Genomic DNA, 11889 nt, shown 5'->3' with positions numbered 1-11889 from the left:
CAAGGCGTTGACATGAGTGAAGATGCACAAGATGTAGTACTGGTGGTCGAGGACGAACCGGCGATTCGCATGATCCTGCGCGATTACCTGGCAGGCGAGGGCTACCACGTGCTGGTGGCCGAGGATGGCGAGCAGGCGTTCGCGATCCTGGCGAGCAAGCCGCACCTCGACCTGATGGTCACGGACTTCCGCTTGCCGGGCGGGATTTCCGGGGTGGACATTGCCGAGCCGGCGGTGAAGTTGCGGCCGGACCTGAAGGTGATCTTCATCAGCGGCTACCCGGCGGAGATTCTCGAATCCGGCAGCCCGATCACCCGCAAGGCACCGATCCTGGCCAAACCGTTCGACCTGGATACCTTGCACGAACAGATCCAGTCGCTCCTGCGCTAGCCTGCACTGGCCCTTTCGCGGGTAAACCCGCTCCCACAGGGGCTGTGCAAGTCTCAAGGTTTGCACAGTTCCTGTGGGAGCGGGTTTACCCGCGAAAGGGCCGGAACAGGCTAGCGCAGTGTCCGTTCCAGCCCACCCACCAGCATGCTTTCCATCAACCCCAGCCCCTGTTCTTCGGGCAAGGCCTTCAACAACCCCGGCAACTGGTTCAGCAGCGTCGCCACCACATGCGCCGTGGCCACCAGGGCCTGCCCCTGCAACTTCGCCTGCGGTGCGATCAACCTCAGCAACCCCGCCTCATAGCGCTTGCGCAGCAAGGCCAGGCGCGCCTGCTGGTCTTCGCTCAGGCAACAGAAGTCGCGCTCTGCCAGGCGAAACTGCATGGGCCGCTCGGCATGCAGCTGCCAGTGCGCGGCAATCAGGCAGCTCAACGCCGACGCCCCGCGCGCCATGGCCCGGCGCCCCTGGTCCAGGGTGGCCTGCAACTCCTCGTACAACTCCTCGATCAGGTCGTACAACAAGTCCTGCTTGCTGGGAAAGTGGTGGTACAGCGAGCCTGCGGTAAGCCCCACATGGGCCGCCAGCTCGCGCATGCTGACCTGGCCAAAGCCCTTTTCGGCAAACAGCGCCATGGCCCGGTCACGTCGCTCTTCAAAGTTGGCACAGCGCATCGCGGCATTGACCGGGGGCATGGTGTTCGCTCCTCAGTAGGTGAAGAAACCGCGGCCGCTCTTGCGCCCCAGCCAACCGGCCGCGACCATTTCCTTGAGCAACGGGGCAGGGCGGTACTTGCTGTCGTTGAAGCCTTCATGGAAGGCCTCCATGATCGCCAGCAGGGTGTCCAGGCCGATCAGGTCGGCCAGGGCCAGCGGGCCGATCGGCTGGTTGCAGCCCAGGCGCATGCCGGTGTCGATGTCCTCGGCACTGGCCAGGCCTTCCTGGCGCACGAAGATCGCTTCGTTGATCATCGGCACCAGGATGCGGTTGACCACGAAGCCCGGGCGGTTGCCGGCGGTGATCGGGGTCTTGCCCACCTTTTCGGTCACCACCAGCGCCTGGGCGTAGGTGCTGTCGCTGGTCTGCAGGCCGCGAATGATCTCGACCAGCGCCATCATCGGCACCGGGTTGAAGAAGTGCACGCCAATGAAGCGCTCGGGGTGCTCGATGCTGGCCGCCAGCTGGGTGACCGACAGCGACGAGGTGTTGGTGGCGATCAGGCAGTCGGCGGCGACGTTGGCCGCCACCTGCTGCAGGATGCGCTGCTTGAGCTGCAGGTTCTCGGTGGCGGCCTCGATCACCAGCTGCGCGCCGCTCAACTGGGTGTAGTCGGTGCTGGTGCGAATGCGCGTGCGGGCGGCTGCCGCCTTGTCGGCGTCGAGGGTGCCTTTGCCGACCTGGCGCTCGAGGTTCTTGCTCAAGGTGGCCACGCCGCGCTCCAGTGCAGCGTCGGAAACATCCACCAGCAGTACCTGGTAGCCGGCCACCGCACACACCTGGGCAATGCCGTTGCCCATGGTGCCGGCGCCGATCACGGCAATCTGTTCAATGCTCATGTGTCAGGCTCCCTCAGACGCGCTCGAAGACCACGGCGATGCCTTGGCCACCGCCGATGCACATGGTGGCCAGGGCGTAGCGGCCCTGGATGCGCTGCAGCTCATGGATGGCCTTGGTGGCGATGATCGCGCCGGTGGCGCCCACCGGGTGGCCCAGGGAAATGCCCGAGCCGTTGGGGTTGACCTTTTCTGGGTCGAAGCCCAGTTCGCGAGCCACGGCGCAGGCCTGGGCGGCGAAGGCTTCGTTGGACTCGATCACATCCAGGTCCTGCACCTTCAGGCCGGTCTTTTCCAGCACCTTGCGGGTGGCCGGGATCGGGCCCAGGCCCATCAGTTCAGGCTCGACGCCAGCATGGGCGTAGCCCACCAGGCGTGCCAGCGGCTTCAGGCCCAGGCGGCGCACCGCATCACCACTGGCCAGCACCAGGCCGCCAGCGCCGTCGTTGATGCCACTGGCGTTGCCGGCGGTAACGGTGCCGTCTTTCTTGAACACGGTCTTCATCCCCGCCAGTTGCTCGGCGGTCACCTCGCCACGCACATGCTCGTCGGTGCTGAACTGCACGCTGCCCTTGCGGGTTTTCAGTTCCAGCGGGACGATCTGGCTGGCGAAGCGGCCTTCGGCAATGGCGCGGGCGGCGCGGCGCTGGCTGGTCAGGGCCAGTTCGTCCTGCATTTCGCGGGTAATGCCGTGCTTGGCCGCAACGTTCTCGGCAGTGATGCCCATATGGAAGTGTTCGAACGGGTCCTGCAGCACGCCGACGGTGTAGTCGATGCCTTGCAGGTCACCCATGCGAGCGCCCCAGCGTGCCTGCGGCAGCAGGTACGGGCCACGGCTCATGGATTCGGCACCGGCCGCCACGGCCACATCGGTGTCGCCGAGCAGCAGGCATTGGGCTGCCGAGACGATGGCCTGCAGGCCCGAGCCGCACAGGCGGTTGACGTTGAATGCCGGGGTTTCCTTGGGGATGCCGGCGTTCATTGCCGCTACGCGGGCCAGGTAGGCGTCACGCGGTTCGGTGGGGATCACCGTGCCCATCACCAGGTGGCCGACTTGCTCGGCGGCCACGCCCGAGCGCTCGATGGCGGCGCGGGTGATGGCGCTGGCCAGGTCGGCCAGCGGCAGGTCCTTGAGGGAACCGCCAAAGCCACCAATGGCTGAACGGACGGCACTGACGACGTAGATTTCTGCGCTGCTCATAGGGGCTCCGATTGCGAAGGCATGGCGGGACCGGGCCAGGCTCTGCGAGAATGGCCGGCGATCCCGGAGTGGGACCGAGTCTAGGCAAAGGCTCTGTTGCAGCCTATGCCGGAACTGTTCAGACAACCTGGCACTTTTTGCCACTCAGCATAGACAGCGAAAACCGCCATGCGCGATAGCGATTCGGTCGCCGTGTACTTCCTCAATGCCATGCTCCACGCCCTGCGCGACTGCCCCGCCGAACGCGATGCGCAGCTGCGTGCGGTGGGCATTGACCCGCAACTGCTCGAACAGCCCCAGGCCCGTGTACCGGCCAAGGCCTTCGCCCAGCTGTGGCTGGCGCTGATCCAGCGCCTGGACGACGAGTTCTTCCGCCTCGACAGCCACGGCATGCCGCCGGGCAGTTTCGCCCTGATCTGCCGGGGCCTGATCCTGGAGCCGAACCTGGAGAAGGCCTTGCGCCAGTGCATGGGCGGTTTTGGCCTGTTCCTGCGCGATTTGCGCGGCAGCCTGACGCTGCGTGGCGGGCGGGCGCTGATCAGCGTGCAGTCGAGCATCGCCGACCCGCTGACCCGGGTGTATGCCGAGGAAACCTACCTGGTGTTGATGATCGGCATGCTGTGCTGGCTGGCCGGGCGGCGGATCGCCATCGACCGCACCGAGCTGGCGGTGTCGCGCCCGGCCCAGGAGGACGACCTGCTGCTGTGGGGGCCGGACCTGCGCCTGGGCAGCGGGCGCACCGAGGTGGAGTTCGACAGCGCCTACCTGCGCCTGCCGGTGGTGCAGGACGTGGCGGCCCTGAAAACCTTCCTGCGCAGCGCGCCGCAGGGGCTGGTGATTCGCTTTCGCAACCAGAACGGGCTGGTGGCCGAGGTGTACCGGCACCTGCGGGCGCGGCGCTATGGGCAGTGGCCGACGCTGGCGGCGCTGGCGCAGCAGCAGGGGGTCAGTGCCAGTACTTTCCGTCGGCAGCTGGAGCGGGAAGGGCGTTCGTACCAGCAGATCAAGGATGAGGTGCGCCGGGCAATGGCCTTCGAGCGGTTGCGCGAAGGGGAGCTGAGCATTGCCGAGATTGCCGAGCAGACCGGGTTCCAGGAGCCCAGTGCGTTTCACCGGGCGTTCAAGAAGTGGACCGGGCAGAGCCCCGGGAGCTACCGGGCGCGGTTGGCCGGGCGTTGAGATGTTGCCTGTGCGGGCCTCTTCGCGGGTAAACCCGCTCCCACAGGGGACTCACAGAATCTGAAAAATGTGCTGTACCTGTGGGAGCGGGTTCACCCGCGAAGAGGCCGGTACAGGCTACCGATCAATGATCAGGCCGGCACCATGGCAAACCCGACCCCGAAGCGGTTCCAGGCATTGATGGTGGCAATTGCCAAGGTCAGGTTGGCCACCTCGGCCGGCTCGAAGTGTTCCTGCAAGGCTTCATATTCGTCCTGCGGCGCGCCGTGTTCGGGCAGCCGGGTCAGGCTCTCCACCCAGGCCAGCGCAGCACGCTCGCGCGGGGTGAAGTAGGCGGTTTCCTGCCAGACGCACAAGGTCTGCAGGCGTGCCTCGGTCTCACCGGCCTTGCGCGCATCGTTGGCGTGCAGGTTGACGCAGTAGGCGCAGCCGTTGATCTGCGAGGCCCGCAGGCGCACCAGTTCCAGCAGGGAATTCTCCAGGCCGCTCTTGGCCAGGGCCTGCTCCAGGCCGACCATGGCTTTGTAGGCCTCGGGGGCGTGCTTGGCCCATTCGATACGGTTGTGCATGTTTATCTCCAGTATTCGAGGCTGGCATCGTCCCTGTAGGAGCAGCCTTGCGCTGCGAAAGCGCCCGTACGGGCGCATGGCGCTTTCGCAGCGCAAGGCTGCTCCTACAGGGAAATGCGTTGCTGGTTGAAAGTGAGCTGATGGTAGCGCCGGCCCAGGTCCTCCTCGATAGCCAATCACGCGCATCAGCGGGAGGCCAATCGGCCATTCGGGAGGCCACTGACAGGCATCCAATCTCTTCATTTCTGCCAGGCCGCCCAAGCCCGGATAATGACCAGGTCTTGCAACAGGAGAACCGATTCATGTCCGAAGAACGCTACATGCGCGAAGCGCTCGACCTGGCCCGCGCCAATATCAAGGCCGGTGGCCGGCCCTTCGGCGCCGTGCTGGTGTACCAGGGGCAGGTGCTGGCACGTGCGGTCAACGAGATCCACAGCACCCAGGACCCGACCGCCCACGCCGAGATGCAGGCCATCCGCAAGGCCAGCCACGCCCTGGGCCAGGCGCGCCTGGATGGCGCCGAAATCTACGCCAGCGGCCACCCGTGCCCGATGTGCCTGGCGGCCATGCACCTGTGCGGCATCGAGCGGGCCTGGTTTGCCTACGACAACGCCGAGGGCGAACCCTATGGCTTGTCCACCGCGGCGGTGTACGCGCAGATGGCTCGCCCGCCCCAGCAGCAGAGCCTGCCGCTGCGCGCACTGAAGCCCAGCGGCGAAGCCGGTCTGTACCTTGAATGGAAACAGGCCAACGCACAATGAGAGCGGCATTGAACCTGTTGCTGGTCATGCTGCTGGCACTGAACCTGCGGCCGATCCTGACCAGTATCGGCCCGTTGCTCGAACCCATGCGCGCCAGCACCGGCCTGGGTTACCAGCAGGCGGCCTTGCTGACGGCGTTGCCGGTGCTGTGCATGGGCCTGGTGCCCCTGCTGCAGCCCTGGTTGCGGCGCTGGATCAGCGAACATGGCGGCATGCTCGCTGGCCTGTCTGCCATCGCCCTGGCCTGCCTGTGGCGCCTGCAACTGGACAGCGCCTGGGCGCTGATTGCCAGTGCGGTGGTCGCCGGCCTGGGGGTGGCGGTAGTGCAGGGCATGATGCCGGGGCTGGTCAACCGCTGGTTCCCCGGCCGCCTGGCGGGGGCGATGGGCCTGTATTCGGCAGCGCTGATGAGCGGCGGCGGCCTGGCCGCCGTGCTCGGGCCGCACATCAGTGGCTACTTCGGCCACTGGCAGGTCGGCCTGGGCGTGTGGGCGATCCCGGCTGTGCTGGCGGTGCTGGCCTGGGCCGTGCTGCGGCCACGCCAGCAGGCGCCGAAGCTGGCCGGTGCCACCGGCGGCCACTGGTTCGGCACGCGCCGGGCCTGGTTGCTGGCGCTGTACTTCGGCTTGATCAACGGCGGCTACACCAGCATGGTGGCCTGGTTGCCGGCCTATCACATCGAGCATGGCGGCAGCGCCCAGGGCGGTGCCGACCTGGTGGGCCTGATGACCATCTTCCAGGTGGCCGGCGCACTGGGCCTGCCGCTGTTGCTGCGGCGCTGGGCAGACCGGCGCCCGGGCCTGTGGCTGGCCTTGGCGATCCAGCTGGTGGGTTTCCTCGGCCTGCTGCTGGCACCCACGCTGGCCTCGGGGCTTTGGGTGGCGATGATCGGTTTCGGCCTGGGCGCCTGCTTCAGCCAGAGCCTGACGCTGACCCTGGAGCACCTGAAGACGCCTGCCGAGGCTGGCAGCCTGGCGGCGTTCGTGCAGGGCATCGGCTTCATCATCACCGGCATCGTGCCGTACGTCACCGGCTGGTTGCGCGACATCAGCGGTGATTTCCAGGCCTCGTGGACGCTGCTGACCGTGACCGTGGTGGCAATGCTGCTGGTTACCGCCTGCTTCAACCCACGCGGTTATGCCGCGGCCATTGCCCGCCCGGTAGTGGCGGGCAAGGCCGCACCGGTCAACTGAGGCGCTGCAGGGTGTCGCGCACCCGGTCCAGCGCCGGGTCGATGTCCAGCAGCTCGATGGCGCCGAAGCCCAGCAACAACCCCGGGCGCACTGGCGCTTCGCTGAAGAACGGCGCCAGCGAGTACAGGCCGACCTCCACCTTGCGTGCGAGGTTGGCCAGCAGCTCGACATCGACCCCAGGTTTGGCCAGGGCGCTGAGGTGAAACCCGGCGCTGGCGGGGATGGCGCTGAACCACGGTGACAGGTCGCCGCCCAGCCGCGCGAGGATGCGTTCGCAACGGGCGCTGTAGACCTCGTGGCAACGACGGATGTGTTTGTTCAGGTGGCCTTCGCCGAGAAACCGCGCCAGTGCCCACTGCAACAGGGTCGGGCTGTGCCAGTCGCTGAGGTGCTTGGCCACGCAAGCGGCCTTCAACACGGCGGGCGGCAGTACGGCGTAGCCCAGGCGCAACTCGGGCAGCAAGGTCTTGGAAAAGGTCCCCACATAGGCCACCAGGCCATGGCGGTCGAGTCGCTGCAACGCCTCCGCGGCTGGGCCGTGGTAGCGGAACTCGCAGTCGTAGTCGTCTTCGATGATCAACGCACCCAGCTCGGCGGCCCGTGCCAGCAGGGCGTGCCGGCGGGCCTCGCTCATCGGCATGCCCAGCGGGAACTGGTGCGAGGGCGTCACGTAGATCAGCCGGGTGCCGTCGGCGATCTGTTCCACGCACAGGCCTTCATCGTCCACCGGTACCGATTGCAGGCGCGCGCCCAGGGCCAGGAACAGTTGCCGCGCTGGCGGGTAGCCCGGGTCTTCCATGGCCACCTGGCAACCCGGCTCAACCAATACCCGGGCGATCAGGTCCAGAGCCTGCTGGGCGCCGTTGCACACCAGCAGGTCGGCGGCGCTGCAGTGCACGCCGCGGGCGTAGGCGACGTGATGGGCAATGGCCTCGCGCAGCTCTGGCAGGCCCTGGGCCGGGAACTGCCGCTCGGGGTGGCGCTGGCTGCGGCGCAGGGCATAGTTCAGGCAACTGCGCCACTGGTCGAACGGGAACTGCGCCTTGCTCGAGGCCCCGCCGATGAAGTCGTAACGTGAGGGAGCGTCCAGCTGACGTTGGCTCAGCACGGTGGCGCGCTGCTGCCAGCGCTCGAGGGATGCGGCAGCGGCCAGGGGAATGGCCGTCGATTCGCTGCTGCGCAACGGCTGGCGCGGGGTGATGAAGGTGCCCCGGCCGACCACGCCGCTCAGCAGGTTGTCGTAGGTCAGCCGGGAATAGGCCTCGGCCACGGTCTTGCGCGACACGCCCAGCTGCTCTGCCAGCAGACGGCTTGGCGGCAGTTGGGTGCCCGCGGCCAGGTGGCCGCTATCGATGCCGGCGCGCAGTTGCTGGTAAAGCTGGTCGGCCAGGCCTTTGCGGCCTTCCAGGCGAATGTGCAGTTCCATGGAGCGGTCCGGAGCGGGGAAGTGCTCAGGATAGCGGATTGGCTGTGTAGGAGCGGCCTTGTGTCGCGAAAGGGCTGCGCAGCAGCCCCGGGAATTCAGCCTCAACGCAGATATCGCCGGGGCTGCTGCGCAGCCCTTTCGCGACACAAGGCCGCTCCTACAAGAGCGAGACCGCAAGCTGATGCTCAGAAGCGTGCCGTACTCACCGTGATGTAGCCCTTGTCCGCCAGCGCGATACGTATCACCGTCTCGTCCGCCGGCGCCTTGCGGTTGCGCTTGATGCGCACGCCTTCCACCGCCGCCGCTTTCATATGCTCGGTAATGGCCCGCCCGTTCGGGTCGAAGAACAACTCGCTGGCCAGCAACTCGATACGCTCGATCAGCTGGCGGGAGCGTTCATCGGTGGCGCAGAAGAACATCACCCCCGACAGGTGGGGGTCTTCGTCCGGGTTGTTCATGTCATGGGCCAGCAGTTCGCGCAGGGTGCTGCGCAATTCGGCAGTGGGGCGGGCGTACAGGTGCATGCGGAACCTCCTCTGGATCGCGACCTTGCGTCATCCAGTGCCGATCATGTTTTCAGTGGGCAGGGGGCAACAAGTAGGACGCATCCGAGCAACGCGTAGGAGTTTTCTGAAGATGCAGGAGTGACACCCCAAGCTGGCGGGAGGACGGCGCCTGCGGCACAATTTGCCGCCCGCTACCCGCCTTGCCGAGGATTGCCATGAACAGCCATTTCCAAGCCGTCGACCTGAAAAAGGCCTATCGCCTGCTGAACCACGGCCCGACGGTGCTGGTGTCGGCCAGCCACGAAGGGGTGGACAATGTGATGGCGGCCGCCTGGGCCTGTGCGCTGGATTTCGATCCACCCAAGGTGACCGTGGTACTCGACAAGACCGCCCGCACACGGCAGTTGGTGGAGGGCAGTGGCTGGTTGGTGATCCAGGTGCCCACCGCGGCGCAAGCGCAGTTGACCCACCAGGTGGGTACCCGCAGCCTGTTCGACCAGCCCGACAAGCTCGCCAGCATTGGTGTGCAGCTGGCGCGGGTCGAGGGGCATGCGGCGCCGTTGGTGGAGGGCTGTTCGGCCTGGTTGATGTGCCGGGTGATCGACGAGCCGCACAACCAGAACACTTACGACCTGTTCATTGGCGAGGTGGTGGCGGCCTGGGCCGATGACCGGGTGTTCCGCGATGGCCACTGGGCCTACGAGAATGCCGACCCGCAGTGGCGCAGTTTGCACTACGTGGCGGGTGGGCATTTTTATGCGATAGGCGAGCCGGTGGTGGTCGATTCGCAAAGTTGATTACACCTGGCCCGGCCTCATCGCCGCAAGCCAGCTCCCACAGGTATCACACCAGGCCTGAAGCCTGTGCAGTACCTGTGGGAGCTGGCTTGCCGGCGATAGGGCCGCATGGCGGCCCCTGTCAGCATCAGCGCCCGACCTCCTGCTTGAAGCGCAAGCGCCAGCCATGCAGCAACGGTTCGGTATAGCCACTGGGCTGCTGCCGGCCCTTGAACACCAGCTCCCGCGCAGCGCGGAATGCATGCGATGTCTCGAAACAGGCGGCCATCGGCCGGTACGCCGGGTCCCCGGCATTCTGCTGGTCGACCACGCGGGCCATGCGCTGCAAGGTTGCCTCGACCTGGTCGGCATCGACCACCCCGTGGTGCAGCCAGTTGGCAATGTGCTGCGCCGAAATCCGCAAGGTCGCACGGTCTTCCATCAGGCCCACATCATGGATATCCGGCACCTTGGAACAGCCGACCCCTTGCTCGACCCAGCGCACCACGTAACCGAGGATACCCTGGCAATTGTTGTCCAGTTCGGCCTGGATGTCGGCTGCGCTCCAGGGCCGCTCGGGGCTGACCGGGACACTGAGCAGGTCATGCAGCAACTCGGCGCGCTGGGCATTCAGGTCAACCTGTTCCAGCGTTTGCTGCACGGCCGCCACATCCACCTGGTGGTAATGCAGCGCATGCAGCGTCGCGGCTGTGGGCGAGGGCACCCAGGCGGTGTTGGCGCCGGCCCTGGGCTGGGCGACTTTCTGTTCGAGCATGGCCGCCATCAGGTCGGGCATGGCCCACATGCCCTTGCCGATCTGCGCCTTGCCGCGCAGGCCACAGGCCAGCCCCACCAGTACGTTGCTGCGCTCGTAGGCCTGGATCCAGGCACTGCCTTTCATGTCACCCTTGCGCAGCATGGCGCCGGCTTCCATGGCCGTGTGCATCTCGTCACCGGTGCGGTCTAGGAAGCCGGTGTTGATGAACACCACCCGTGACGCGGCGCTGGCGATGCAGGCCTTGAGGTTGACGCTGGTACGCCGCTCTTCGTCCATGATGCCCATCTTCAGCGTGTGTGCGGGCAGGCCCAACAGGGCTTCGACGCGGCCGAACAGCTGGTCGGCAAAGGCCACCTCGGCCGGCCCGTGCATCTTCGGCTTGACGATGTACAGGCTGCCCTCGCGGGAATTGCCGCGGCGCTTGAGGTCATGCAGGCCGATCAGGCTGGTGACCACGGCATCGAGGATGCCTTCCGGGATTTCCCGGCCATCGCGGTCGTGGATGGCCGGGTTGGTCATCAGGTGGCCGACGTTGCGGATGAACAGCAGCGAGCGGCCCGGCAGGGTCAGTGGCTGGCCGTCTGCGCCGTGGTAGTGGCGGTCTTCGGCCAGGGTACGTGCGAAGGTCTTGCCGCCCTTGCTGACCTGTTCGCTGAGGTCGCCCTTCATCAGGCCGAGCCAGTTGCGGTAGACGTTGACCTTGTCGTCGGCGTCCACGGCGGCTACCGAGTCTTCGCAGTCGATGATGGTGGTGAGCGCGGCCTCCAGCAGGATGTCCTTGACCCCGGCCGGGTCCTGCTGGCCGATGGCGTTGGCCGGGTCGACCTGGATTTCGAAATGCAGCTGGTGATGCTGCAACAGGATCGCTGTTGGCGTGTTCGGCTCACCTTGGTAGCCACGCAGTTGCGCGGGGTGCATGAGGCCCACCTGGCGGCCATCGGCCAGGGTCACCTGCAGCGTGCCCTGGCTGATCGCGTAGGCCTTGGCGTCGTTGTGCGACGCACCGTCGAGCGGGGCAGCGGTGTCGAGGAACTGCCGGCCATAGGCGATCACCTTGGCGCCGCGTCGCGGGTTGTAGCCCTGGCCACGTTCGGCGCCATCGGTTTCGGCGATGGCATCGGTGCCGTACAGGGCATCGTACAGCGAGCCCCAGCGGGCGTTGGCGGCGTTGAGGGCGTAGCGGGCGTTGCTCAGTGGCACCACCAGTTGCGGGCCGGCCTGCACGGCGATCTCGCGGTCGACGTTGCGGGTGCTGACCTGCACGCTTGCCGGGGGCTCCACAAGGTAGCCGATGCCTTGCAGGAAGTGCTGGTAGGCGGCCATGTCACGGATCGGGCCGGGGTGCTGGCGGTGCCAGTTGTCCAGTTCTGCTTGCAGGCGCTCACGCTCGGCGAGCAGGGCGCGGTTTTGCGGTGCGAGGTCGTGGACCAGGGTGCTGAAGCCTTGCCAGAAGGTGCGGGCTTCGATGCCGGTGCCGGGGAGGGCTTCGTCTTCGATGAAGCGCTGCAGGGTGGGGGCGATCTGGAGTGGATGGTTTGGCATTGTCTGTTCGCTCGATGT

The 11889-nt window shown here is 66.6% G+C and carries 12 protein-coding genes; 5 read left to right on the top strand and 7 right to left on the bottom strand.

The genetic code is table 11. The features are described 5' to 3' along the window. Positions 1–12 precede the first annotated feature (12 nt). Positions 13–390, top strand: coding sequence for a response regulator (locus ABIB24_RS00270; protein ID WP_003256176.1), 378 nt, complete (start codon positions 13–15; stop codon positions 388–390). A gap of 110 nt (positions 391–500) precedes the next feature. Here the strand turns inward: ABIB24_RS00270 and ABIB24_RS00265 are convergent, their stop codons facing one another. From ABIB24_RS00265 to ABIB24_RS00255, 3 genes are read right to left on the bottom strand one after another with little or no spacing between them, the layout of a single operon-like run. Further along, complete coding sequence (locus tag ABIB24_RS00265; RefSeq protein ID WP_075044895.1) at positions 501–1082, bottom strand: TetR/AcrR family transcriptional regulator; 582 nt, start codon at positions 1080–1082, stop codon at positions 501–503. A 12-nt stretch (positions 1083–1094) separates the two neighbouring features. Continuing rightward, positions 1095–1943, bottom strand: a complete 849-nt coding sequence (locus tag ABIB24_RS00260) for a 3-hydroxybutyryl-CoA dehydrogenase (protein ID WP_025338697.1) — start codon at positions 1941–1943, stop codon at positions 1095–1097. 13 nt (positions 1944–1956) lie between these two features. Next, positions 1957–3141, bottom strand: coding sequence for an acetyl-CoA C-acyltransferase family protein (locus tag ABIB24_RS00255; protein WP_025338698.1), 1185 nt, complete (start codon positions 3139–3141; stop codon positions 1957–1959). Between the two features lie 168 nt (positions 3142–3309). Here ABIB24_RS00255 and ABIB24_RS00250 point away from each other — a divergent pair, with 168 nt between their 5' ends. Continuing rightward, complete coding sequence (locus ABIB24_RS00250) at positions 3310–4320, top strand: AraC family transcriptional regulator (protein ID WP_025338699.1); 1011 nt, start codon at positions 3310–3312, stop codon at positions 4318–4320. Between the two features lie 131 nt (positions 4321–4451). Here the strand turns inward: ABIB24_RS00250 and ABIB24_RS00245 are convergent, their stop codons facing one another. Then, positions 4452–4889, bottom strand: a complete 438-nt coding sequence (locus tag ABIB24_RS00245) for a carboxymuconolactone decarboxylase family protein (protein ID WP_274079026.1) — start codon at positions 4887–4889, stop codon at positions 4452–4454. Positions 4890–5191: 302 nt separating this feature from the next. On the opposite strand from ABIB24_RS00245, the gene ABIB24_RS00240 reads away from it, so the two are divergent. Both ABIB24_RS00240 and ABIB24_RS00235 read left to right on the top strand, forming a co-directional pair. Beyond that, entirely contained in the window at positions 5192–5650 is a 459-nt protein-coding gene (locus tag ABIB24_RS00240; RefSeq protein WP_025338701.1) for a nucleoside deaminase, read from the top strand. Continuing rightward, positions 5647–6843 (top strand): CynX/NimT family MFS transporter, encoded by a 1197-nt coding sequence (locus tag ABIB24_RS00235; protein ID WP_085615214.1) that lies wholly within the window; start codon positions 5647–5649, stop codon positions 6841–6843. The genes ABIB24_RS00240 and ABIB24_RS00235 overlap by 4 nt, the downstream gene beginning before the upstream one ends. Here ABIB24_RS00235 and pdxR read toward each other — a convergent pair. Further along, entirely contained in the window at positions 6836–8269 is a 1434-nt protein-coding gene (gene pdxR / locus ABIB24_RS00230; RefSeq protein ID WP_137163630.1) for a MocR-like pyridoxine biosynthesis transcription factor PdxR, read from the bottom strand. The two genes, ABIB24_RS00235 and pdxR, sit on opposite strands and share 8 nt — an antisense overlap. A 185-nt stretch (positions 8270–8454) precedes the next feature. Next, positions 8455–8793, bottom strand: a complete 339-nt coding sequence (locus ABIB24_RS00225) for a hypothetical protein (protein WP_085591035.1) — start codon at positions 8791–8793, stop codon at positions 8455–8457. 197 nt (positions 8794–8990) lie between these two features. Here ABIB24_RS00225 and ABIB24_RS00220 point away from each other — a divergent pair, with 197 nt between their 5' ends. Next, the gene (locus tag ABIB24_RS00220) at positions 8991–9572 is read left to right on the top strand and encodes a flavin reductase family protein (RefSeq protein ID WP_137163631.1); all 582 of its coding nucleotides are present in this window, start codon (positions 8991–8993) and stop codon (positions 9570–9572) included. A gap of 127 nt (positions 9573–9699) precedes the next feature. Here the strand turns inward: ABIB24_RS00220 and ABIB24_RS00215 are convergent, their stop codons facing one another. After that, positions 9700–11871, bottom strand: coding sequence for a malate synthase G (locus tag ABIB24_RS00215; RefSeq protein ID WP_289515340.1), 2172 nt, complete (start codon positions 11869–11871; stop codon positions 9700–9702). Positions 11872–11889: the final 18 nt, after the last annotated feature.

Source organism: Pseudomonas sp. UYEF17 (assembly GCF_040546125.1).
In the GTDB taxonomy this organism is placed as follows: Bacteria; Pseudomonadota; Gammaproteobacteria; order Pseudomonadales; family Pseudomonadaceae; genus Aquipseudomonas; species Aquipseudomonas putida_Z.
Note: the sequence above shows the minus strand (reverse complement) of the source record. Positions and strands in the feature narration are given on the sequence as shown.

Coding starts and splice junctions, on each gene's coding strand:
- ABIB24_RS00270 (WP_003256176.1), top strand. CDS start 13: ATGAGTGAAGATGCACAAGATGTAGTACTGGTGGTCGAGGACGAACCG.
- ABIB24_RS00265 (WP_075044895.1), bottom strand. CDS start 1,082: ATGCCCCCGGTCAATGCCGCGATGCGCTGTGCCAACTTTGAAGAGCGA.
- ABIB24_RS00260 (WP_025338697.1), bottom strand. CDS start 1,943: ATGAGCATTGAACAGATTGCCGTGATCGGCGCCGGCACCATGGGCAAC.
- ABIB24_RS00255 (WP_025338698.1), bottom strand. CDS start 3,141: ATGAGCAGCGCAGAAATCTACGTCGTCAGTGCCGTCCGTTCAGCCATT.
- ABIB24_RS00250 (WP_025338699.1), top strand. CDS start 3,310: ATGCGCGATAGCGATTCGGTCGCCGTGTACTTCCTCAATGCCATGCTC.
- ABIB24_RS00245 (WP_274079026.1), bottom strand. CDS start 4,889: ATGCACAACCGTATCGAATGGGCCAAGCACGCCCCCGAGGCCTACAAA.
- ABIB24_RS00240 (WP_025338701.1), top strand. CDS start 5,192: ATGTCCGAAGAACGCTACATGCGCGAAGCGCTCGACCTGGCCCGCGCC.
- ABIB24_RS00235 (WP_085615214.1), top strand. CDS start 5,647: ATGAGAGCGGCATTGAACCTGTTGCTGGTCATGCTGCTGGCACTGAAC.
- pdxR (WP_137163630.1), bottom strand. CDS start 8,269: ATGGAACTGCACATTCGCCTGGAAGGCCGCAAAGGCCTGGCCGACCAG.
- ABIB24_RS00225 (WP_085591035.1), bottom strand. CDS start 8,793: ATGCACCTGTACGCCCGCCCCACTGCCGAATTGCGCAGCACCCTGCGC.
- ABIB24_RS00220 (WP_137163631.1), top strand. CDS start 8,991: ATGAACAGCCATTTCCAAGCCGTCGACCTGAAAAAGGCCTATCGCCTG.
- ABIB24_RS00215 (WP_289515340.1), bottom strand. CDS start 11,871: ATGCCAAACCATCCACTCCAGATCGCCCCCACCCTGCAGCGCTTCATC.